We start from the raw sequence: 22809 nt of genomic DNA on the forward strand, positions 1-22809 counted from the left end.
AATCTAGTGGGCCGGATAGCGGGCGTACCACCGGTCGTCACCCGGTGCGCTCCCGCCGAACTCCGCGAGCGCGTCGTCCGCCAGTCCTCCGATGACCTCGGCCAGCTCCAGCTTCCCGAGCCAGTCCTTATTGAGCGCTTCCTCGCCGTACATCGCGCCGACGAGGTTTCCGCAGACCGAACCCGTCGAGTCGCTGTCGCCGCTGTGGTTCACCGACGCGAGCAGCGCGACGTTCGGGTCCGTGGTGGCCAAGGCGACGTAAACCGACATGGAGAGCGCGGTTTCGCCGATGTTCCCCTGGCCGAGTGTTTCGAGCTTCTCCGGCGTCGGGACACCTTCCCCGGCCAGGGCGAGCGCCTGGTCCAGCGCGACGCTCTGCTCTTCGTGCCCCTGGTACTTCTCCAGCTCGCCGCGGGCGGTCGCGACGGCGTCGAGCAGCGGTTTCCCGAGCAGCAGTTCGCGCACGATCACCGCGAAGGCACCCGACGAGAGATACCCGCTCGGGTGACCGTGCGTCAGCGCCGCGCTCTCGGCGCCGAGCCGGAACACCTCGGCGAGGTCGTCCGACCACAGCGCGACCGGTGCCGCGCGCATGATCCCGCCGCAGCCCTTCGAGTTGTTCACCGGTTTGTCCATGCCGGCGCGCACGCCCGTCTTGCCGTACGCCTCCAGCTCGCTGAAACAGGTGAGCCCGGGCGCGCGACGGCTGAACAGCTCGCGGTTCGTGATCAGCCAGCCGTCCGGTTCGGTGCTGGTGTCCTGCGGGCCGCGTGCCCGCTCCCACGAGACGCCCTGGGTGTGCAGCCAGCGCTGGTAGGCCATCTGGAGCGACTGCTCGACCGTGGTAGCAGCGGTAGCAAAGGTCCCTTGCTCCCGGCGGGCGGCGGCATGGGCCCTGATCAGGCCTTCGAGGGTGAACAGCGTCATCTGGGTGTCGTCGGTGATCCGCCCGACGCCGCCGTACGCGGGGATGAGGTCGGTGATCCCGGCGGGGCCGGCGATCTCGCGGATGCGGTCGATCGAGTCGAACTCGGTCTTCGCGCCGAGCGCGTCGCCGATCGCCCCGGCGAACAGGCTGCCGCGCAACCGCGACCTGGTCGCCGGATGTTGAAGCCACTCGCGCATTGCTCTACTGATCTCCTCGTGGGTACCGTTTCGCGTCCCAGCGCCGCCGCTCTTCGGGTTCGCGGGGCAGGCCGAAGCGGTTGAAGTAGTAATAGGCGTCGCCGGCCAGATTGTCGATGACGCCGAGGGCGGGATACGCGGCGAGCCAGGCCTCCGGCAGCCCGGGCACGGTGAGCCTGGCGCCCACCATCGCCCCGGTCAGCGCGGCGGTCACCGGGCCGCCGCGAGCGGCCAGTGCCAGTGCCGCTTCGGCGTCGTACCCGCGTTTGGCGGCGGCGAACAGGGCCCGGCCGAGCACCGAAAGCGGCGCCCTGCCGTCCCCGATGCTGTTGAACTGCTCCGCGTCATCGCCGTCAGTGCCGTCGACGTCGTTCCGGAGGTCGAGCACGGTCTTGACCAGCTCGCCGACCTCGCCGCTGTACTCGTCGAAGCCCTCGAGGAAGTTCGCGACCGCGGGCTCGCCGTCGCGGGCCGCGAGCTGGGCGCGGAACACGTTCACCAGCAGTTCGGCGCCGTGGACGACCTCGTGCCCGGCGGCGGAACCGACCAGTTCGCGGACCACCTTCATCGCGTAGAAGGTGCTGTCGGCGGGGCCTTGCACCCCACCGGTCACCGTCGCGGCGAGCGCGGTCGCCAGCATGGCCGAGAATTCGGCGGGCGCCGGTCCGGCGGCCGCGGTGGCCTTGGCGACCCAGCCGTCCGGCCGTCCGCCCGAGGGCAGCGAGGCCGGGATCTCGGGCTTGTCCGGAGTCGGGTCCAGGCCGCGGATCACCGATTCGGTGTGGAACAGCAGCTGCCGGGTCAGGCCGCCGAGCGGCAAGCCGTCGGCGGGATCGGCGCCCGAGCCGAGTGCGTCTCCGAGTGCGAAGCCGACGTATGCGCCGAGAAGCCGCGGGTACGCGAAGCTGCCGACAGGGAGCGTCGGGTCGTAGAACTTCCCGAACGTCCAGGCGGCCGGGCGTGGCTCGCCGTTGTCGTAAAAGTGCGTGACCAGGCCGTTGGCGAACAGGTCTTCGGGCAGTTCGGGCAGCGGACGGCCGTCGTACTTCGCCCGTGAGCGCTCGAACGACAGCGTCGCGGCCCGCGTGTAGCGAGTGAGCTCGTCGCCGCTCAGGGGATAGCCGTTGTCCCTCGCCTGGTCGACGAGGCTCCGCAGGTTCGTGACGGCGGCGCCGCCGTACTCCCCGCTGAAGTAGGCGGGCCGCCCGACGGACTCGGGGCGCTCGGTACCCGCCGGGAGGTCGAGGTCGGCGACCTGCCGCAGCGTCTCCGGGTAGACGTGGAAGGTCTCCGGGCGGCCGGGGTTGACCAGCAGACCGACGCCAGGAGTGTCCTTGGCCCGGCGCAGGAGCACGCGGGGCTGGACCCGCTGCCACACCGTGTACTCCGACGGGACCTGCGCCTCGGAGGTGTAGACGACGAAGCGCGCGCCCGCGTCACCGAAGTCGCGCACCTGCAGGTGGCCGTCCTTCGCCGGGGCCAGCACATCGAGGTCGAGCATCCAGTGGACGAACTCCTCCGGCGTGATCCACTCGACGCGGAGGTAGCCGAGAAGCGTCTCGACGGGGCTTTCCGGTGCCGGGCGGCCGGCGAACCGCGGCCCCGGCCGGTGCTCAGGGTTCGCGCGGACCGCGCCGGTCGGCTCGCCGAAGAGCGTGTGCTGCTCCCAGCGCAGGATCGCCGCCTTCGGCACGGGCAAGCCGGGGACCGCGTCCGGATCGAATTCGGGATCGACGACTTCCGCCCACCGAGTGAACGCGTCCGTATCGTCGCCCGCCGCCGAAACGGCCATGAGCTCCAGGTCGAGGCGGATTTCGCCGCCGTCGTCCGGGACGAAGGCGACCGGGCTAGGGAACAGGCCCGCACCGGGATCGGTGCCGTCGAGCCAGCCGACGGTGTTGTAGGTGACGTTCCAGCCGCCGGTCGCGCGCACGACGTAGTCGCGGCGGACCCGCAGCGCGCCGGTCCCCTCCCCGCCTCGGTCCGTCAGCCATTCCTCGACGCGGCTGACGGCTTCCTCTTCGTTCATCGTCCCCATTTCAGAATCTTCACCAGCGCGGATACCGCTGGGCCCACCCGTCGACCTCGTGCAGCGCCGAGTGGCGGTCGAAGTGCCAGAACGCGTCCGTGGCGATGTTCTCCAGCAGATAGCGCAGTTCCAGCTGCTCGACCCACTTCTGCGGCAGCCCCGGGATACCGGTGCGGGCGCCGAGCAGCGCGCCGGCGATGGCACCGGTGATCGCGCTGCGGCCCGAGTGGTTGACCGCCCGCAGCAGCGCCTGCTCCGGGTAGTTCTCGAAGCCGGACAGTGCCGCGAACGCGCGGCCCAGCACGGAAAGCGTGCCCTTGCCGTCGCCGATCAGCTCCGGGACCCGCAGATCGGGCAGGCCGTGCTTGCCGAAGAACGGCACCGATTCCGCGACCATCGCCTTGAGATCCGTCCACACCGGCCCCCGCTGGTGCGGGTTCTGGTCGCTGAAGATCTCGCGGGAGGTGTTCCAGATCGGGTAGCTGAACGCCTCCGAGGTCAGCGCGGGTTCGAACAGCCAGCTCAGGTAGGTCGCCGCTTCGACGTCGACCTCACCGGGATGGGTGACCGCGACGAGGTCGCGCACCGCCTGCCGGACGCCGCCGCTCATCGCGGTCCCCGGCCCGGCCGCGGTCATCGCCGCCGGCAGCGCCGCGACCAGCGCGTCCGGCCCGCTCATCGGCATCGCGGTCGGCGAAATGGTGGCCAGCGCGTGGTAGGCGTTCAGTTCCGCGTCGTCGGGGGTGCGGCGGACGCGGAGTTCCGGCACCTTCACGAGCCAGCCGTCGGCGTTGTCCAGCGGCGCGCCCTGGGTGTGCAGCCAGCGCATCAGCGAGTTGCGGGCGACCGTGCCGAGCGCCTTTTCGGCGTCGCGGTTCTCCGGCTGCTCGCGATGCGGACTGCGGATCACGGCTTCGGTGTAGAACAGCAGCCGCTGCGTGAGCGGCCCGACGCGACCGGGCAGGTCGAAGGCGACCGTCAGGTCGGAGACGCCTTCGGGGCCGTACGTGTTGTGGATCTCGTCGAGCCGCATCCGGTCGACGGCCGCCCCGAGCGCCTCGCCGAGCGCGAAGCCCACGTACGCGCCCGTGACGCGCTGCCAGCCGTAACGCGAGCTGGAGCGGTCTCGGTCGAAGTACTTGCCGAAGGTGTCCAGACGCGGCTGGATCTGGCCCTCGTTGTCGTAGCTCGGAGCCAGCCCGTTCGCCCGCAGGTCGTTCGGCCGTGCGCGGGGTGGTTCCGGCTGCTTGAGCCGCGCCAGCCAAGACTGGCCGAGGACGGTCTTCTGGCATTCCTCGGCGCTCAGCTCGAAGCCGCGACGGCGTGCCCGTTCGGCGGCGGCCAGCGGCGGCTTCACCGGTTCGGACAGGCCCATCTTCGCGGCGGTTTCGGCGGCGAAGGTCTCCAGTTCGGGTTCCGCTTCCGGGCAGCGTTCGTTGACGTCGACACCCGGGCCCCGGCGAGGGAACCGCTGGGCGGTCTCGGCGAGTTCGGCGCCGCTGACGTCCTCGAACGTCGCGGGACCACCGTTGATCACGAGGTTCGGCGGGCTCTCGTACCCGGCAAGGGTGGCGATGTCTACCTTCCAGTACCCGTGTTCGCGGGACGGGAGGTTCCTGGTCGAGCTGAACACCCGCAGCTCGGCGCGTTCCTCGTTGAAGTAGAACCGCTCCGTCTTGCCCGACGCCAGGTCGAGCGGGACGTAGACCTCGCAGCGCAGCAAGCCGATCAGCAGCTGTTCCCTGGTCAGCCAGCCGACACTGGCGAACGACAGCAGCGTTTCGAGCTTGTTCTCCGGCTTCGGGTAACCACGGCGGACCGGACCGGCCTTGTACTCGGGGTTCTCCCGTTCCTCCCCGGTCTGCACGCCTTCCGCGTTGACCTTGACCCAGCCCGCGACGACCGCCGGCGGGACACCGAGGTCACCGAGACCGGACTTGGCGTACTCGGGGTCGACGACCTCGCGCCAGGCCTCCTGGCCGGGGAACGCGACCGGGACGCTGAGCCCGCCGGGCTGCGGATGCGCCTGGCGCAGCTCGCCGTCCGGCTCGCGCACGATCACCGACGGCGGCGGGAAGATCTCTTTCTCGGCGTGACCCTCGTCGAGGAAGGCGATCGTGTTGTAGGGGACCGACCAGCCCTCGGGGATGCGCAGGACCTTCTCGTGGTGCACGCGCAGGCCGGCGCCGCCCGGTTCGGACACGTCCGGACCGTGGACCGCGCGCAGCCACTCTTCGACCTTGGCTACCGCTTCCGCCGATTCCACCTACTCGATCCTCTCCAGGCTGCCGTCGGACACGTGCTCGGCGATGGTCCTCGGGAGCACGTAGGCCACCGCCCCACCAGGCATGTTCGCCCAGGGGACGGTGACACCGATGATCACGTGGAGCGGGCGTCGCAGCCGGTAGGTCCCACCGACACGCTCCCGTTCCAGCGGCAGGGACGTCGTGGCGAACCGTACCCCTCCGTGGTGAACCAGATTGCCGGTTTCCTCGCCGAACCGCAGTACGACCGTACCGGCGACCATCCGGCTGACGCGCTTGTTGCGGAGCAAGGTGAGGGGAGGCTCACCCGGCGCCGCCCGCACCGGCCAGTCGGCGAGTTCCTTCGCCGTCTCCAGTGGCGTCTCGTGTCCGGCGGTCATTCTGGCCGGATGCAGGAGAAGCGCGCCGAGGAGCTGATGCGACGCGTCTTCGAGCTGGTCGAAGTACTTCGGCGACACGGGGGCGCCGCCCGAGTAGGCCGCGACCTCCCAGCCCTTCTCGGTGAAGTTGAGGCACCAGGCGCCGTCCGCGCGGTCGCCGATGCGGTAGGCCTCCGGCCAGACGCCGTGCTCGCCGAGCCTGCTGACCAGCACCACCAGGAGTTCTTCGTCGGTCAGCGCCGGATTCGGCGACGTCTCCAGCTCCGCGGCGATGTCGCCCTCGGTCTTCTTGACGTCGGAACGGCCCGGTCTCGGCCGGGGCTTGCCGAGCAGATCCGCCTCCGCGGTCCGCCGCACGAGGTGCTCGACGTACGGCGGCTGGAACCGCTGGCCGCGGATGTGCTCGACCAGTTCAGGTTCCGGCGGGATCCCGTATTTCCGCAGGTAATGCGGCACGGACGCGTGCCAGATCCAGGTGCCGTCGGTGTGGTAGCTCTCCGGGACGTCGCCGTCGGCGTCCGGATCGAAGATGTCCTTCCCGAGGCCGCTGCCGGACAGGATCGCCGGTTCACGCTCGAGGTATTGCGCGACCAGCGGTACTTCGGACTCGTCGAGCGCCGGTCTGTCCACCACCGGCGGCTCGCCCTCGGTGTACGCGTCGACGATCCGGGCGTGCCGGAACTCGACGCGCAACGGCAGCTGCGCGCGCAGCCGCCACCAGTCCGGGACGTGCTCGTCCTCGCGCGGGAACGCGGCCAGCTCGTCCGGGTACGCCGAAGCCGGCGGTGCTTCGGTCCACGCCGGCTCGTCGTCGAGGGTGAAGTCGAAGTCGAAGGTGCCGTCGGGCTTCAGCGTGAACCGCGACTGGAGCCAGGTCCCCCGGCCGGTCGCGTACATCCCGGTGCGGAGCCTGCCGAAGAGCTCGTTCAGCTCGGGCGCGGGCTCGACGTTGTGGCCCTCGAGTTCGGTGTGCTCCCCGGCCTGCCGGAAATCGGCGACCGCCGGATGTGCCGCGTCGGTGACACCCGAGCGGATGAGCTTGCCGATCTCGATCAGCAGCCCGCGCTGGTGTTCGGGAGTGAGTTGTTCCACGTGAATCATCGCGCCCGGTTCGGGAAACGGGGTTCGGCCCGGAACGTGGGCGGCTCGCCGGCGGCGCGGCGGGCCAACTCGTCCTCCCACATCTTGAAGGTGCGCTTGCGCAGCGACTGGATCAACGCCGATTCCTGCGGTGCCACGCGACGGTTCTCACGCCTGGCCTGCTGGTAGAGGCCGTCGATGGTCTCGTACAGCGCGAAGATCGGACCGTCGCCCTTGAGGTATCGCTCGCGGGCACGTTCGGTCTCCTGGACGAACTTCTCCTCGGGCACCTTGCTGATGTCCGAACTCGCCATCGCCCACATGACCTCGCGCACGTGCTCCGGTTTTTCGTCGAACTCCCCGGAGCGAAGGTTGAGGAGGTAACCCGTCAGGCCGCCGTCGGGCGTCGATTCGATGCGGTACGTCTTCCCGAAGTAGGTGTAGAAGGACGGTGTCTGGATCACGTGTTCTCCTCAGGCGGCAGGCCCTCGCGCAGGCCGGCCATGAACTTCTCCCGGACCCGGTCCATCAGCGCGGCGTCCAGCAGGGCCTGTTCCGGCGACAACCTCTTCTTGTTGTTCTCGTCCAGTGTCAGGTTGTACGTCGGGAAGTCGCGGCGGACCTCGTACAAGGCGTGTTCGTAGGCCGAGACGGTGTCGATATGCGTCAGATGCAGCCGCAGTTCGGCGACGTGCCCGTTCGGCAGCCGGACGTTCATCTGCAGATCGCGGTACCCGCTGTCCTGCGGGTTGGCGAACCGGTCGTCGAAGCTGACGATTTCGAGGCCCGGGTCGGCGATCACCGCGCCGAGCGCGTTGTAGACATCGGCCAGGGTGTCGAACTGGATCTTCGCACCCACCAGATCCGTCAGCAGGGAAGCGTCACCCTCGTACTTGGCGATCTTCGCCCGGGCTCGATCGTCGTCCTTGGGAGTCTGGCGGCTACCGGCGTGACCGTCGTTCTCGCTCGCGATGCGTTCGGCGATCCGGTTGAGGTCTCCCTGGTTCTGCGGCCAGGCCGCCCGCTCGGCGGCGAGGAACTCGTCGATCTTCGCCGGGTCGCCGATGTGTTCCGGGGAAAAACCGGAGTGGACGCGATGCTCGGGGTCCGACTCGGCCGCGAGCCGGGCCGCCGCCTCGGAGACTTCCCGCTGCTCTTGCGTCAGCGGGGTGTCGCCAGGGCCGGCCTCTTGGACGTCGTCGATCATCTGGTAGCCGCGTTCCTCGACGTCGCGCAGGGCGTCTTCGAGGATCGGGATGGCCTCCGGGTGCAACAGCAGGCTGCCGATGGTCATCGGGTTGTTGAGCAGCGAAGCCCGCAGGTACGCGTTGTCCGGGTGCTCCATCAGCCGGACGAGTTCCGGATGCGCGGGCAGGTGCTCGCGGATGAAGTCCCGCATCGGGCCGACGTCGTGCTTGACGCCGTTCTCGTCCTCGTGGACGGCCCGCTTCTTGTCCGGGTCCAGTCCGTCCACTGCGGCCGCGACCTCGGGATCGTTCAGGAACCGCTCGCCGTCGGCCCGGTCGTTCCGGGCCGGCTCGTCGTGCGCCATGCCGTAGCCCGCGTCCACGATCGGACGGCCGTCCGGCCCGATCCGCGACGGCGGCACGTCGGGCGTGTTTTCCATGGCGTAGGCGATCCGCGGGTCGACAGGCCGCGTCGACGAAGTCTCCGTCGGCGTGGTGTGCCCGTCGGTGTGCTGCGCGGCCGGGCCCTCCGGGACACCGACGTGCATCAGCTTCATGCTCAGCGGCGGATGCGGCAGGTTCATCAGCGCGCCCGACTGCGGGTCGAGGAACGCGACGCCGTCACGCGTGTTCGCCACCATCGCGACGTGGCCGCGCTCGACGCCGTTTTCGTCGAGGTACTTCACCGCGATGACCGCGTGGTGATCGGTCGGCATGCCGCGCATCTCGCGGATGACGGTGTCGTAATCGGCGCGGTCGGAGAACCGCCCGCCGAACCGCTCTTCGACGTGTTCCAGCGTGCCGCGGCTGTCCATCTCGTGCGGGAGCAGCGGGCCGGCGGTCGAGTCGATGCCGTTCAGCTGGTCCATGTACGCGCCCGGCGTGCGCGTGCAGTTGGAGCGGTAGCCGTTCGCCAGCGCGTCGGGGTCGTTGAAATGCGGGTTGACCTCGCCGAGCCGCGGGTGCCGGTCGGCGACATACGCGGCCTGCTGCTCGGGGCTCGCCGAACCGGCGTGGATCGCCGGTTCGCTCGGCGGGTTGGTCGCGACCGCCATCGACGAGTAGTCCCGCTCGGGCGTGGGCAGCTCGGCCGTGTCATCGGTGGCGGAGTGGTCCTGAGCCTGCTCGCCGTATTCGGATCCCTTGTCGGCGTCCGCGACCCCGTGCTCCGCCGGGTTTTCGGCGGTGAGATGCGGGGTCTGCGGCTCGTCGAAGCCGCCGAGGCGCGCCATCGACTGTGCCTGGGCGAGACGCGCGAGTTCGGGCGCCTCCGCGGCGTGCCGGGCCCGCCGCTCGTCCATCTTCTGCTTGGCGGTCTCGGGGTCGAGGTAGCGCGGGTCGCCGGGAGTGACCTCTTCGGCGTGGATGACCCACTTCGGCCGGTCGACCAGCGGCGGAGTCTTGAACTCCTTGCTGTGCACGTAAAGCTGCGTGGCCGGCTTGTTGATGGCCTCGTGCTCGCCGGGGTTTTCGGCGAGTGACGAGACGTCCTTGCCCGTCTTCGAGACGATGTGGATCTCGACGTCTTGGCCGAATTTCGACTTCGTGTCCGGCGACGTCTTGATGGTCGAGCTGGTCATCGTCGGCTCGGGGACGGTCTGACCGGGCTCGTAGTGCGCGGCCATCATCCCGGCCGCCTGCATGTCACCCTTGGTGTCGATGCCGCGGATGGCCTCGCCGTGGAAGTCCGGCAGCTCGTTGAGCGCGCCGACGATCGCCCGGGTGCTGCGCTGGGCGTTTTCGAAGTCGGGGTGCGACTCGCCTCGCCGGTTCGCTTCGTTGATCGCGTAGGCGTGTTCCCGCGAGTACGAGTAGATCGCTTCGGCCGCTTCGGGCGAGACACGGTCCTTCAGCGGGCTGGCTTCGAGACGCCTCAACGCCTTTTCGCGGGCCTGCTCGGCGAGGTCGGCGTTGTCGTAGCGGTCCCGGAGGCTCTTGTGATCCTCAGGCGTGCCACGGAAGTTCTCGTCGCCGAGGTAGCTCTCGTCGAGCCGCGCCGGCGTCTCTTCCGGGCCCTTGAGCCGCTCGGCGATGTCGACTTCGGTCTTGTCGGTGTGCGGCTCGGTGTGCGCTGTCTCCGGTACTTCCGCCTGGTGGACGTGCGGAGCGTCGCCGCCGCCCATCGGCATCGCCTTGATCGACGTCGGATCGTCGGGCAGCGTCGCGAGCCGCCCGGTCATCGGGTCGGCGAAGACCACGCCGTGCGGCGTGTTCACCGCGGCGACGATGCGCGTCTCGATCCGGTCCTTGGCCCGCGGCGAGCCTTCCGGCGCGTTCGGATCGGCGGCGGCGTGATGCTCGAACGCCACCGCGGTCCGGGCGCCGATCGGACGTTCGCCCAGCTCACGGGCGACGTCGGCGAAGCCGTTCCGATCCGACCACTGCCCGCCGAGCCGGTCGCTGACGTGCTGCAGCGGCGAACCACCCGTCGACGGCGCGGCGACGGCGTCGCCACCGTCCATCCGGTTCTCGAACGCGACCAGCGCCTCGGCCGAGTTCGTCTGGTAGCCGTCCTTCCACGATTCGGGCGCGTAGTAGTTGCGGGTGTTGGCTTCGCCGATCGCGGGCAGCTCGTCCATGATCAACCGGACCTGCTGGTGCGGTGTCTCGGTCGAACCGGCGTGGATGACCGGCGTCCCGCCCTCTTCGAGTGGCTTCGCCAGCTCGGACCAGCCACCGTCGGGAGCGTGCTCCCTCGGCGGCTTCGGGGTTTCGCGGACCGGGGCGTCCGCGGCGTCGACCCAGCCACCCTTGCCGTCGGCCAGCTTGGTTTCGAACGCGTCGAAGCCTTGGTGCTGGAAGAGCTCCGGGTGATCGCGGCGCAGCTGGGCTTCCTGCTCGGCCGCCTCCGCCTCCAGCCGCTCCTGCTCGGCGTTGTTGTAGTCGCGCCGCTCGGCGACCTTCTGGTGGACCTCGTCCGGACTCAGATGGCCGTCTTCACCGGCGACGACCTCTTCGCATTCGACGATCCACTTCGGCAGGTCGTTCGGCGAGCCGTCGTCCAGCCGCTTCTTGTAGCCGGGGTGCTCGGGATGGCCCGGGCCCATCTTGACGTCGGTGACGCGCAGCTGCGTCGCCGACTTCATCAGCACTTCGCGTTCGTCCTTTTTGGACGCGAGGTCTTCGATGTGACGCCCGGTCTTCGACTGGATGCGCATCTCGACTTCGCCGGGGAAGTTGCTGCGCGGATGGTCGGGCGTGACCCTCGACGTGCTCAGCATCTGCGGGTCGACGATGACCTGACCCTTGGCGTGCGCTTCGAGGAAGCCCCGGATCGCGCTCTCGTTGCCGCCGAAGTTCACCCGCCGCGAGACGAGGCCTTCGTAGGCGGGCATCTCGTTGAGGCCGGAGGTGATCGCCTCGATATGCGGCCGGAGCGCGTCCAGCTCCGCGCCGCCGTGGCGCTGGGCGTGCGTGATCCGCTCGGCCATGTCGGTCCGCGTGTAGCTGTGCACCGCGTAGGCGCCCTGATCCGACATTTCCTTGACGCGCGGGTCTTCGTGGGCGTCGCGTTTGGCGAGACCCTCACGGCGGACCTGTTCGCTCCGCGCTTCCCCGGTGTCCTTGTCGAAACCGCGCTTGTCGATCTGCGTCTCGGCGAGCGCGCGGTAGGCGGCGGGATCGTCCGTGTGGAAGTCGGGGTCGGTCAGGTACGGCTCGTCGACAGTGGTCCTGTCGTCGGGCGTGACGTCCTGGGGCGCCTCGGTGTCGTGAGGAGTGTCGGTGTCCTTGGGGGCGTCGGTGTCCTTGGGAGTCTCGACTTCCTTCGGCGTCTCGGTGTCCTTGGGAGCGTGAGTGTCCTTCGGCGCCTCGACGTCCTTCGGAAGCTCGGCGTCCTTGGGCAGGGCCGCGCCGCGGTCCTGAGGCGGCTGCTGCTGCGCGTGCTCCACCGGTCGCGCCGGGGGTTGCTGCTGCTGCGGCGGCCGGGTGCGGTCCTGGGGTGGTCCCGCGTACCCGTCCTGACCAGGACGCGGTGCCGGGACCTGCGGCGGACGTTGCGGACCACCGAAACGCGGCGGCTCGGCGCCGGGCGGCATGGGGCGGCCGGGGTGATGGCCGGGCGGCGGAGGCGGCGGCATGGGGCCGCGGTTCCCGGGGAACGGGCCGTTGCCCGGATGCTGGGGCCGCGGCGGAGGCGGCGGATAGCCCGCCGGGCCGCGGTTTCCCGGCGGCGGGCCGGGCGGAGGCGTCTGCGGACGCGGCGGGACCCCGCCGTGCTGGCCGGGACCCGGCCGTCCCTGATAACCCTGGGGCGGCCGAGGCGGACCCTGCGGACCCGGCGGCGGTTGCTGAGGACGCTGCCGCGGCCCGCGGTCCTGCGGATGACCACCCTGGCCGGGGTGCTGCTGTGGCGGCTGCGGTCCGGTCGGGCGCGGGCCCATCGGGCCGGGCTGCCCCTGCGGTCCGCGAGGCGGCATGGGGCCACCGCCACCACCGGGAGGAGGCGGCGGAGGAGGCGCGAAACCACCCGGAGGCGGCGGCTGCATCGGTTGCTGGCCCTGGAAGGGCATCGGGGCGGGCGGCTGGTCGAAGCGCGGCTGCTGAGGTCCGCCGTTGCCGGTGAGGCCCGCGGCCTGGACGCCGTCGTTCGGCCGGAAGGGCCGGGAGGGATCGTGACCGCCGGGCGGCGGGAAACCGCCGGGAGCGGGGCCGTTGCCGGGCGGATTGCCGCCGGGCGCCATGCCGTAACCACCCGACGGAGCGGATGAGCCCGTGTTCGACGCCATGCCGTAGCCGCCCGAATTCGACGGCGCACCCGTCGAGGCGGGGGCACCGGAGGAAGCGGCGGGCGGCATCGCGCTCGACTGCGAAGGACTCGGCGAGGGACCAGGCGCCGGTCCCTGCGAAGGACCGGGCGAGGGACTGGACGTCGGCCCCTGCGAAGGACCGGGTGCCGGACTCCCCGCCGAGCTTGGGCTCGAAGCCGGTGTCTGCGACGGGCTGGGTGCCGAGCTCGCAGCCGGTGTCTGCGCCGGGCTCGCCGCCGGTGCCTGGTGCTGAGCCGCGGGCGCCTGCTGTTGATTCGCCGCCGCGGCCTGCTGCTGACCGGATCCGGCACCGTTGTCCGCCGCGGCCGCCGGAGCATTCTGATGGGGCTGTGCCGCACGCTCACCGGTGCTCGCCGGCGCGTCCGCCGGACGTTCCGGAGCCTGCGTCGACGACTGGCTGACCCGATCGCTGTCCGCCGTCCGCTGCGGTCCGCTCTCGGAACTCGACGTGGGCCGCTGCGAATCCTGGTTCCCGCCGTCCGAACGCGACTGTGGCGCCTCACTGTCCGAAGTGGACCGTGCGGCCGGCTCCGGCGAGGAAGAGTCCGGCCGTGACGAGGAATCCGAAGTGCTCGGAGTGCGCGAAGGTGTCCCGGAATCCCCATCCGGCGTCGAAGGACCGTCGACGTCCGGGGTGGCGCTCGGCGCGTTCGCGGCCTTGATGTCGCCGATCTGGCTCTTGGCCCCGTCGACACCGCCGCCGACGGCTCCGCCGGACGCGCCCATCAGGACGTCCTTGGTCGAAAGCTTGTCCAGGTCGCCGGTGACGGCGGCCTGCCCGACCGTGCTGGCGACCCCCTCGGCCGCGCCGCGGACAGCACCCCGTGCCGCGCTGTCGACGATCTGGCCGCCGACGCTGTCGGAAAGTCCCTTGGTGGCGCCCTTGCCGATACTGCTGCTGCCCGCGCCGACCACGCCGTCGACGGCGCCGCTGATCGCGGAATCCTTGGTCTTGCTGAAATCCCAGCTGTCGCGGTCGCCCTTGGCCATCTGCAGGCCCTGGATCCCCGCGTCCATGGCGAGGTTCATCGCCGTGTTCTGCAGGACCTCCTTGCCGATCTTCTTCAGGCCCTCCTTGAGAAGTTTCTCGAGGAGCTCCTTCGCGACCTTCTTGAAGCCTTCCTGCGCCAGCTTCTGCATCAGCTGGCGGAAGATCATCTGGACGGTCATGCGGGTGGCGATCTGGGCGGGCGCGATCCCGGCCGTCGAACCGCCGAACGTCACCGCCGCGGCCGCGATCATCGCGACGATCTGGGCGGCGAGGATCACCAGCGAGATGATGATCATGTACTTCGTGTACTCGACGTCCAGCGCGGTCGCGTTGCACGAGTCGCCGAGCGCCTTCGAAGAATCGGCGAGCGACTTGAAGTACGCCTCGTCGCCCTCGACGAACTTCTTCCAGGCCTCGGCGAACTTCTCCGCGCCCTCACCGGTCCAGCCGCCGAGGACCTCGGTGGCGCCCTTGGTCGCGGTGTCGGCGATCGGCTGGATCGCCTTCGAGGCGTTGTGCCAGGCGTCGCGCAGTTCGCGGAGCTTGTCCTCGTCGCCTTCGGGCCAGCTTTCCCCGACGACGATCGGCAAGAGCCACTTGACCGCGTCGGGCATCTCCATACCCACGGCGCTAGACCTTCTTGTCCAGCGTCGACTTGATCTCTTCCTCGGCGTTCGTGAAGGCGGTCATCGACCGTTCGACGTTGTGCTGCATGCCCCGCAGCGCCTCGACGATGTTCGCGAACCCCTCGGACGAGCCCTTCGCGCCCGGCTCGTAGTCCTTCGCGAACTCCTTGCCCGCGTCGTCGCCGCCCCAGCACTGGCCGAGCGAGTTCATCGCGGCCAGCAGTTCCTTGCCCGCGTCGTCCAGCTGGTCCGCGGCGATCCCCAGTTTGGCCGCGGCCGTCTTCACCGCGTCCGGATCCGCCGTGAACCCGGCACCGCCCCCACCGTTCGGCATCAGACCCCCCTGGTCAGCCAGCTCGAAGGCGGCTCTTCCTCATCGTCGTCCTGCTGGCGCACCCGTTTCGGAACCGGTTTCGGCGTCGGAGGCGCGGGCGGCGGCGGAGGCGGAGGCGGCGGGGTTTCGTCCTTGATCATCAGCGGGGCATCGAAATCTTCGTCGGACTTCGCCGGTGCCTCTTCTTCCTCCTCCGCGAGGAAGTCCGGGATCACCGGCATCAGGCCCTGCAACGAAGGAGCGCCTTCGATGAGGTCCGAAAGATCCGGCAGCCCTTCGGTGATCGGGGCCATCAGGTCGGCGACCTGCTGCTTGACCTGCAGCGATCCCTGCCGGACCAGGGTCAGCACGGTGTTGGCCAGCTGCGCGGGGTTGGTGCGCTCGAAGGCGTTCGGCTGGAACTCGAGTTTGGCGAGGGTGCCGGTCGCGTCGATGGTGGCGCGGACGAGGCCGTCCTGCGAGACCACCGTCGCCGACGTCTGCGAAGCGGCTTCCTGCGCGTCGCGGAGCTGGGCCGTCTGGCGCTCGAACTGTTCGAGCAGCGTGTCGACCTGGTCCTTCATGGCGGCATTGCGCGCTTCGAGGCGTGCGCTGTCGTCGCCGGCCGTCGTCACTTGAGCCCCCGCGAGTACTTGATCCCGGGCATACGCCACCCGGGGTCGGTAAGCGTCACCCTAATGCCAACCTCCGTGCCGAATCACCGGATCCGGCGTTTTCGCACCGCGAGCAAATGGCAGGCGGCTCCCGCCAGGTAGAGGGCGGTCGCCGTGACGAGCAGACCCGGCGAGCGGCCGTCGTCCGGGATCACCGCCGCGGCCAGCGAGACCGCGACGACCTGGGTGACGTTGAAAAGCGTGTCGTAGAGCGCGAAGACCCGCCCCCTCGCTTCGTCGGCGACGTCGAGCTGGACCGAGGAATCGACGCAGAGTTTCAGCACCTGCCCGGCCCCGGTCACCAGGAACGCCGCGAGCAACGCGGTGGGGATCGTCATCGGCAGGCCTAGCGCGGACTGCGCGACCGCCGCCAGCACCAGCGCCCCCACCACGACGCGGACCCTGCCGAACAGCTTGATCAACCGGGCGGTCAGCAGTCCGGCGACCAGGATCCCGGCGCCGGCGAACGCCGCCATCTGGCCGAGCCCCGTCATCCCGGCGGCGAAGTGGTTGCGCATCAGCAGCACGGTCACCAGTAAGGAGATCCCGTACGACGCGCGATGGGCGAACAGCGCGACGAACCCGGCCGTGACGCTGGGCGTGCGCCAGGCCGCCTTCGCGCCGTCGGCCAGGCCGCGAGCGACGGCGAGGGCCGGGTTCGACGGCTCGTCGACCGTCGAGGGCCCGAGCAGGCCGCGGGTGAACCCAGAGGCGAGGACGGCGGCGCCGATCCCGCCCAGCGCGGCGACGGCGGTGACCCAGGCGGACCCGGCGTCGTCGGCGCCGGTCAGCGCCCGGAGGCCGATCGCGCAGCCGCCACCGACGACGGCGAGCACCGAGCCCCAGGTCGCGGCGAAGGCGTTCGCGGCGACCACGGCCTTCTCGTCGACGACGTGCGGAAGCGACGCGGACAGCCCCGAACCGATGAACCGGGAGATGCCTTCGGACGCCAGTGCCAGGGAGAACAGCCCGATCCCGGCCGCGCCCGTGCCCACGGCGACGGCCGTCGCGAGGATGGTGACCGACCGCAGAAGGCTCGCGAAGATCAAGACCTTCCGGCGGTCCCAGCGGTCGAGCAGGGCGCCCGCGAACGGTCCGACGAGCGAATAGGGCAGCAGCAACGCCGCGAACCCGCCCGCCATGGCGAGCGCGTCGGCGGCGCGTTCGGGGTTGAAGAGGACCGCGCCCGCCAGCCCGGCCTGGTACATGCCGTTGCCCCAGTGCGCGGAGAGCCGCGTGAACAGCAGACGGCGGAAGTCACGGTCGCGAACGAAGGTTGCGGGAGGCGCCGGGGCGCTGATCGTCACAAGCCCGCAGCTTATTAGGCGGCCGGTGCGCTTTAGGGTCGCCTCTCGGCGGCTATGCGCAGTGTGGCTCCAGCCGGACGGTATTCCACAAAGGCGGTTCTTCAGTGAGCCCGGGGGACACGGAAAGCGCACCGACCGATGTGTCCAACGGTGCTCGTGATGCTGTTGTTCCCAGAGCCGGACGATTTGTCCTCACTCGAAGTGGGATCATGGCGGACGTGCCAGCGGACGCCGAGGTCGAACCGGGAACGCTCCTGGTCGCCGCCCCCACGATGTTCGATCCCAATTTCCGGCGAACCGTCGTGTTCGTCATCGATCACCGGGACGAGGGAACGCTCGGCGTCGTGCTCAACCGGCCGAGTGACGTGCCGGTCTACGACGTGCTGCCCAACTGGGGCGGGCACGTCGCCGAACCGCAGTCGGTGTTCGTCGGCGGCCCGGTCGAGAAGAAGACCGCGTTGTGCCTGGCCGCGCTGCGGACCGGCGAGACGGCGTCGAGCGTGCCCGGCGTGATCGCCGTCCGCGGCCCGGTCGCGCTGGTCGACCTCGACACCGATCCCGAGGTCCTGGTGCCGAAGGTCCGCGGTGTGCGGGTCTTCGCCGGATACGCGGGCTGGGATTCCGGCCAGCTGGCGAACGAGATCGAACGCGACGACTGGGTGATCGTCCCGGCGCTGCCCAGCGACGTCCTCGCCTCGCCGAACCACGACCTCTGGGGCCAGGTGCTGCGGCGTCAGGGCATCCCGCTGGCGCTGCTGGCCACCCATCCGGGAGACCTTCAGCGCAACTAGGCGGTGTCCTGGTACGGGCCTTCGTTGTCGCCTACGCCGGGCCACCGAGACCCGCCGTCAACCGCGATGAAAAGGGCTCATTCCACGGCGGTTCCGCGGGCCTTGAGAGTGTCCTCGGCGCCGGGGACGGCCATGATGGACCCGGCGATGTCGTGGATCACGCGGAGGTTGGGCAGCAGGGCGAGGTCGTCCAGTGAGGTGATGTCGAAGAGGTCGTCCTCGCCGTCCCAGAACGGCGAGCACTGGTGATAGATGTCCAAGCCGCCGTCCGTGATCAGTTCGTCCACGGCGGCCAGTTGGTCGGGAGTGAACTCCAAATCGGTGAAGTACTGGCGGGCTTCCTCGAGGACGGTGTTCAGCAGGTCCTGTTCGTACAGGTACTCCCACAGGTCGCCGGTGGCGCCCTTGGCGTGGAGAATTTCGGCGATCTGGAAACGGGGCTGGATGAGCTTGTCCTGGTACATGAGCTTGTCGATGACCAGCAGCTTGAAGTTGAAGTCGCGGAACATGGCCCATGATCTACCAGACCGCTCCGACAATCCGGGCAGTCGCAACGTAACTAGGCGGTGGCGGTGTCGGCCTTCTTGAAGACACCGCAGGTGCCGCACGCGCAGCCACTGCAGCCGGCCGGACGCTCCGGTTCGGGCTCCGGCACCGTCGCGGCGGCGCGGTTGCCGAGCACTCCCCCGGCCACGACCAGCGCGATCATCCCGATCACGCCCACGAACGAGGCGAGCAGCAGCCCGAACGTCGTCGGCATGACCAGCGCGGCGATCCCCGCGAGCACGGCGATCACGCCGCCTGCCAGCGTCGGGAGCCCGGCGACCTTGTTGCCGAGCCGGAAGGCGTCCTCACTGCGCATGGTGGCGGCGGTGCGCACGCCGGCGCCGCGGTCACGCGGCAGCTTCTCGCGCAGGCCGAGGAACCCACCCCAGCCGACGAGGACACCCAGCACGATCGGGACCAGCGCTATGACGAACACTCCACGAGGATAAGCGTGACGTCCCGGCAACCTGCCGGATACCCTGATCGACTGTGCTACAGGCCATGTCACGCCGAGCTTTCGTCGCCGCCCTGATCGGGGCCGTTCCCCTCACCCTGATGGCCGCACCGGCCGCCGAAGCGGGTCACCGTCCGCTTCGCCTGATCGGGGAACAGATCGTCCCGAACGCCCTGCCCTACGAGGGCACCGTCGTCGGCGGCCTGTCCAGCATCGACTTCGACCCCCGCACCGGCGAGTACGCGCTGATCTGCGACGACCGCTCCGCCCTCAACCCGGCGCGGTTCTACACGGCGAAGTTCTCCCTCGACGCCAAGGGCCTCGGCCCGGTGACCTTCACCGGCACCAAGCCGCTCCTGCGGCCCGACGGCACGCCGTATCCGCCGCTCGCGAAGAACGACCCCGCGCAGCCGCCGAACATGCAGACCATCGACCCCGAAGAGCTGCGCGTCGACCCCTGGACCGGCCGGTACGTCTGGTCGCAGGAGGGCGAGCGGTCGGCCGCGGCGCGGATCGACCCGTCGATCCGCGAGGCGGAGCGCGACGGCTCCTACGTCCGTGACCTGCCGATTCCCGCCAACGAGAAGATGGCCGAGACGGCGGGCCCGCGGCAGAACCTCGCTCTCGAAGGCATCACGTTCGCGGGCTTCGGGTCGCTGGTCGCCAGCGCCGTCGAAGGCCCGCTGCTCCAGGACGGCCCGGAGGCGAACACCACGTCGGGCGCCCTTTCGCGGATCACCGTGCAGTCGCGGTTCGGGCCCGTCCTCGCGCAGTACGCGTACCCGCAGGAAAAGGTCTTCGCGTCGCCGAACCCACCCGGCGCGTTCGCGACCACCGGCATCTCGTCGTTGCTGGCCGTCGACCAGGCCGATCCGACGCGCTACCTGGTGATGGAGCGGTCGTTCGTCACCGGCGTCGGCAACAAGATCCGCGTCTACGAGATCGACACCAAGGGCGCCACGAACATCCTGAAAACGCCCTCGCTGGGCGACGCGACGAAGGTCAAGCCGGTCAAGAAGCGCCTGCTCGCGGACCTCGCGGATTTCAAACTGTCCACGGTGGACAACGTCGAGGGGATGACCTGGGGGCCGCGCCTCCCGAACGGGGAGCGCAGTCTGGTCCTGGTCAGCGACAACAACTTCTCCGCGACCCAGGTGACCCAGTTCATCGCTCTGGCGGTCCCCTCGGAACGGCTTTGACCAGGGCGTTAAACTGGACTCATGAACACGGCTCGGCTGCTCCTTAGCCTGCCGCGCTGAACTCGGCCGAACGGCCGGGACCAGCGCGGCGACCCCTCATGCCCTCCGGGCTGAGGGGTCGAGTTGTTTCTGGAGTGGCTTGACGTGGATGAGCACGGAGGATTTCGGCGATGAACCAGGCGAGCGAAGGCGCCGACGCGGCCCCTCAGCACCGCTACACCGCGGAGCTGGCGGGCCAGATCGAGCAGCGTTGGCAGGACTACTGGTCCGACCACGGCACCTACCACGCACCCAACCCGGTGGGCCCGCTCGCGGACGAGAGCGGAGAGGTCCCGTCGGACAAGCTGTTCGTCCAGGACATGTTCCCGTACCCGTCGGGCGCCGGGCTGCACGTCGGGCACCCGCTGGGCTTCATCGCGACCGACGTCTTCGCGCGGTACCACCGCATGATCGGCCGGAACGTGCTGCACACGATGGGCTTCGACGCCTTCGGCCTGCCCGCCGAGCAGTACGCGGTGCAGACCGGGCAGCACCCGCGCAAGACGACCGAAGAGAACATGGAGACCTACCTGCGCCAGATCCGGCGCCTGGGGCTGGGTCACGACGAGCGTCGCCGGATTTCGACGATCGACCCGGACTACTACAAGTGGACCCAGTGGATCTTCCTGCAGATCTTCAACTCGTACTACGACGAGAAGGCGGGCAAGGCCCGGCCCATCGTCGAGCTGGAGACCGAGTACGCGCAGGACAAGCGCCGGACGCCCGACGGCCGCAACTGGTGTGAGCTGACCCGTGCCGAACAGCTGGAGATCATCGACACGCACCGGCTGGTCTACTTCTCCGAGGCGCCGGTGAACTGGTGCCCCGGGCTGGGCACGGTGCTGTCGAACGAAGAGGTCACCGCCGACGGCCGCAGTGAACGCGGCAACTTCCCGGTGTTCCGGCGCAACCTGCGTCAGTGGATGATGCGGATCACCGCCTACGCCGACCGCCTGGTCGACGACCTGGACCTGCTGGACTGGCCGGAGAAGGTCAAGTCCATGCAGCGCAACTGGATCGGCCGCTCGCACGGCGCGCGGGTCTCGTTCGAGTCCGGCGACAAGAAGATCGAGGTCTTCACCACCCGTCCGGACACCCTGTTCGGCGCCACGTACCTGGTGGTCGCGCCCGAGCACCCGCTGGTCGACGAACTGACCGCCGCCACGTGGCCGGAAGGCGTCGACGCGAGCTGGACCGGCGACGCCGCCACCCCGGCCGAAGCGATCGCCGAGTACCGCGCCGCCGCCTCGCGGAAGTCCGAATTGGACCGTCAGGAGAACAAGGAGAAGACCGGCGTCTTCACCGGCTCCTACGCGGTGAATCCGGCCGACGGCAAGGAGATCCCGGTCTTCGTCGCCGACTACGTGCTGATGGGCTACGGCACGGGCGCGATCATGGCCGTCCCCGGCCAGGACACCCGTGACTGGGAGTTCGCCGAAAAGTTCGGCCTGGAGATCATCCGTACGGTCCAGCCGACGGAAGGCTTCGACGGCAAGGCGTTCACCGGCGACGGACCCGCGATCAACTCCGGCTTCTTGGACGGCATGGGTGTCGACGAGGCCAAGAAGACGATGATCGGCTGGCTGGAGGAGAACGAGCACGGCCGCGGCACCGTCCAGTACAAGCTGCGCGACTGGCTGTTCTCGCGTCAGCGCTACTGGGGCGAGCCGTTCCCGGTGGTCTACGACGAGGACGGCCACGTCCACGCGCTGCCGGAGAGCATGCTGCCGGTCGAGCTGCCCGAGGTCGCCGACTACTCGCCGGTGACGTTCGACCCGGAGGACAAGGACAGCACGCCGTCCTCGCCGCTGGCCCGCGCCACCGACTGGGTCGAGGTCGAACTGGACCTGGGTGAGGGCAAGAAGACCTACCGCCGCGACATCAACACCATGCCGAACTGGGCGGGCTCCTGCTGGTACCAGCTGCGGTACCTGGACCCGACCAACCCGGACGTGTTCGTCGCGCCGGAGAACGAGTCCTATTGGGTCGGCCCGCGTCCCGCCGAACACGGCGTCGACGACCCCGGCGGCACGGACCTGTACGTCGGCGGTGTCGAGCACGCGGTGCTGCACCTGCTGTACTCGCGGTTCTGGCACAAGGTGCTGTTCGACCTGGGCCACGTGTCGTCCAAGGAGCCGTACCGGAAGCTGTTCAACCAGGGCTACGTGCAGGCGTACGCGTACACCGATTCCCGCGGTGTGCACGTCCAGGCCGACCAGGTCGTGGAGCGGGACGGCAAGTTCTTCTTCGGCGAAGAAGAGGTCAAGCAGGAATACGGCAAGATGGGCAAGAGCCTGAAGAATGTCGTGACGCCTGACCAGATGGCCGCCGACTACGGCGCCGACACCTTCCGCTTCTACGAGATGTCGATGGGCCCACTGGACGTCTCGCGGCCGTGGGCGACCAAGGACGTCGTCGGCGCGCAACGGTTCCTGCAGCGGCTGTGGCGCCTGGTCGTCAACGAGGACACCGGCGAGCTGCGAGTGTCCACTGTGGACGCGACCGATGACGATCGCAAGCAGCTGCACAAGACGATCGCCGGGGTCCGCGAGGATTACGCGGAACTGCGGTTCAACACGGCCGGCGCGAAGCTGATCGAGCTGAACAACCACGTCACCAAGACCTACGGTTCGGCCGAAGCCACGCCGCGGGAACTGGTGGAGCCCCTGGTGCTGATGCTGGCGCCGCTGGCCCCGCATCTGGCCGAGGAGTTGTGGAAGCGCCTGGGCCACGCGGATTCCCTGGTGCACGGGCCGTTCCCGGTCGTCGACGAGAAGTACCTGGTCGAAGACTCCGTGGAGTACCCGATCCAGGTCAACGGCAAGGTGCGCTCGCGCGTCACCGTGCCCGCCGACGCGGGCAAGGACGCGGTGCAGGCGGCCGCGCTGGCCGACGAGAAGGTCGCCGCGCTGGTCGGCGACGGCACCCCGCGCAAGGTGATCGTCGTGCCCGGACGGTTGGTCAACATCGTGCTGTAGCGCCGTGGCCGATAGCCGCCAGCGTCGAGGGTCATGAGGCGATTCGATGGAGTTGTT

14 protein-coding genes are annotated in these 22809 nt (G+C 69.6%); 3 read left to right on the plus strand and 11 right to left on the minus strand.

The genetic code is table 11. From position 1 onward, the window contains the following. Window positions 1-3 precede the first annotated feature (3 nt). The 9 genes from ACIRGA_RS04520 to ACIRGA_RS04560 all read right to left on the minus strand — a co-directional run bounded on the left by ACIRGA_RS04520 (window position 4) and on the right by ACIRGA_RS04560 (window position 16745). Window positions 4-1125: an ADP-ribosylglycohydrolase family protein gene (locus ACIRGA_RS04520; RefSeq protein WP_400936466.1), complete on the minus strand. Its 1122-nt coding sequence runs from the start codon at window positions 1123-1125 to the stop codon at window positions 4-6. Window positions 1126-1129: 4 nt separating this feature from the next. Then, window positions 1130-3154: a YrhB domain-containing protein gene (locus ACIRGA_RS04525; RefSeq protein ID WP_400936468.1), complete on the minus strand. Its 2025-nt coding sequence runs from the start codon at window positions 3152-3154 to the stop codon at window positions 1130-1132. Window positions 3155-3173: 19 nt separating this feature from the next. Continuing rightward, window positions 3174-5420 (minus strand): ADP-ribosylglycohydrolase family protein, encoded by a 2247-nt coding sequence (locus ACIRGA_RS04530; protein ID WP_400936470.1) that lies wholly within the window; start codon window positions 5418-5420, stop codon window positions 3174-3176. Next, window positions 5421-6890 (minus strand): TNT domain-containing protein, encoded by a 1470-nt coding sequence (locus ACIRGA_RS04535; RefSeq protein ID WP_400936472.1) that lies wholly within the window; start codon window positions 6888-6890, stop codon window positions 5421-5423. Between the two features lie 5 nt (window positions 6891-6895). Continuing rightward, window positions 6896-7342 (minus strand): hypothetical protein, encoded by a 447-nt coding sequence (locus tag ACIRGA_RS04540; protein WP_400936474.1) that lies wholly within the window; start codon window positions 7340-7342, stop codon window positions 6896-6898. Then, window positions 7339-14445, minus strand: a complete 7107-nt coding sequence (locus ACIRGA_RS04545) for a toxin glutamine deamidase domain-containing protein (RefSeq protein ID WP_400936476.1) — start codon at window positions 14443-14445, stop codon at window positions 7339-7341. The genes ACIRGA_RS04540 and ACIRGA_RS04545 overlap by 4 nt, the downstream gene beginning before the upstream one ends. A 10-nt stretch (window positions 14446-14455) precedes the next feature. Then, window positions 14456-14785, minus strand: coding sequence for a WXG100 family type VII secretion target (locus ACIRGA_RS04550; protein ID WP_400936478.1), 330 nt, complete (start codon window positions 14783-14785; stop codon window positions 14456-14458). Continuing rightward, window positions 14785-15399, minus strand: coding sequence for a YbaB/EbfC family nucleoid-associated protein (locus tag ACIRGA_RS04555; RefSeq protein ID WP_400936480.1), 615 nt, complete (start codon window positions 15397-15399; stop codon window positions 14785-14787). The genes ACIRGA_RS04550 and ACIRGA_RS04555 overlap by 1 nt, the downstream gene beginning before the upstream one ends. A gap of 83 nt (window positions 15400-15482) precedes the next feature. Further along, entirely contained in the window at window positions 15483-16745 is a 1263-nt protein-coding gene (locus ACIRGA_RS04560; RefSeq protein WP_400936482.1) for an MFS transporter, read from the minus strand. 209 nt (window positions 16746-16954) lie between these two features. Here ACIRGA_RS04560 and ACIRGA_RS04565 point away from each other — a divergent pair, with 209 nt between their 5' ends. Continuing rightward, window positions 16955-17536 carry a YqgE/AlgH family protein gene (locus tag ACIRGA_RS04565; RefSeq protein WP_400936484.1) on the plus strand — a complete coding sequence of 194 codons (582 nt, stop codon included), beginning with the start codon at window positions 16955-16957 and terminating at the stop codon, window positions 17534-17536. A gap of 77 nt (window positions 17537-17613) precedes the next feature. Here ACIRGA_RS04565 and ACIRGA_RS04570 read toward each other — a convergent pair whose 3' ends face one another. Together ACIRGA_RS04570 and ACIRGA_RS04575 are read right to left on the minus strand one after the other, a co-directional pair. After that, complete coding sequence (locus ACIRGA_RS04570) at window positions 17614-18045, minus strand: DUF6892 domain-containing protein (protein WP_400936486.1); 432 nt, start codon at window positions 18043-18045, stop codon at window positions 17614-17616. Window positions 18046-18095: 50 nt separating this feature from the next. Next, complete coding sequence (locus tag ACIRGA_RS04575; protein ID WP_400936488.1) at window positions 18096-18518, minus strand: SdpI family protein; 423 nt, start codon at window positions 18516-18518, stop codon at window positions 18096-18098. A 65-nt stretch (window positions 18519-18583) separates the two neighbouring features. Here ACIRGA_RS04575 and ACIRGA_RS04580 point away from each other — a divergent pair, with 65 nt between their 5' ends. Together ACIRGA_RS04580 and leuS are read left to right on the plus strand one after the other, a co-directional pair. Next, window positions 18584-19735 (plus strand): esterase-like activity of phytase family protein, encoded by a 1152-nt coding sequence (locus tag ACIRGA_RS04580; RefSeq protein WP_400936490.1) that lies wholly within the window; start codon window positions 18584-18586, stop codon window positions 19733-19735. A 170-nt stretch (window positions 19736-19905) separates the two neighbouring features. Continuing rightward, a complete protein-coding gene (gene leuS, locus ACIRGA_RS04585; protein WP_400936492.1) occupies window positions 19906-22752 on the plus strand; it encodes a leucine--tRNA ligase in 2847 nt (948 codons plus the stop codon). Window positions 22753-22809: the final 57 nt, after the last annotated feature.

Origin of the sequence: Amycolatopsis sp. NPDC102389 (genome assembly GCF_044765885.1) — a bacterium.
GTDB lineage: Bacteria > Actinomycetota > Actinomycetes > Mycobacteriales > Pseudonocardiaceae > Amycolatopsis.

Excerpts from the sequence above, each read along its gene's own strand:
- ACIRGA_RS04520 (WP_400936466.1), bottom strand. The coding sequence starts at position 1,125 with ATGCGCGAGTGGCTTCAACATCCGGCGACCAGGTCGCGGTTGCGCGGC.
- ACIRGA_RS04525 (WP_400936468.1), bottom strand. The coding sequence starts at position 3,154 with ATGAACGAAGAGGAAGCCGTCAGCCGCGTCGAGGAATGGCTGACGGAC.
- ACIRGA_RS04545 (WP_400936476.1), bottom strand. The coding sequence starts at position 14,445 with ATGGAGATGCCCGACGCGGTCAAGTGGCTCTTGCCGATCGTCGTCGGG.
- ACIRGA_RS04550 (WP_400936478.1), bottom strand. The coding sequence starts at position 14,785 with ATGCCGAACGGTGGGGGCGGTGCCGGGTTCACGGCGGATCCGGACGCG.
- ACIRGA_RS04565 (WP_400936484.1), top strand. The coding sequence starts at position 16,955 with ATGGCGGACGTGCCAGCGGACGCCGAGGTCGAACCGGGAACGCTCCTG.
- ACIRGA_RS04570 (WP_400936486.1), bottom strand. The coding sequence starts at position 18,045 with ATGTTCCGCGACTTCAACTTCAAGCTGCTGGTCATCGACAAGCTCATG.
- ACIRGA_RS04580 (WP_400936490.1), top strand. The coding sequence starts at position 18,584 with ATGTCACGCCGAGCTTTCGTCGCCGCCCTGATCGGGGCCGTTCCCCTC.
- leuS (WP_400936492.1), top strand. The coding sequence starts at position 19,906 with ATGAACCAGGCGAGCGAAGGCGCCGACGCGGCCCCTCAGCACCGCTAC.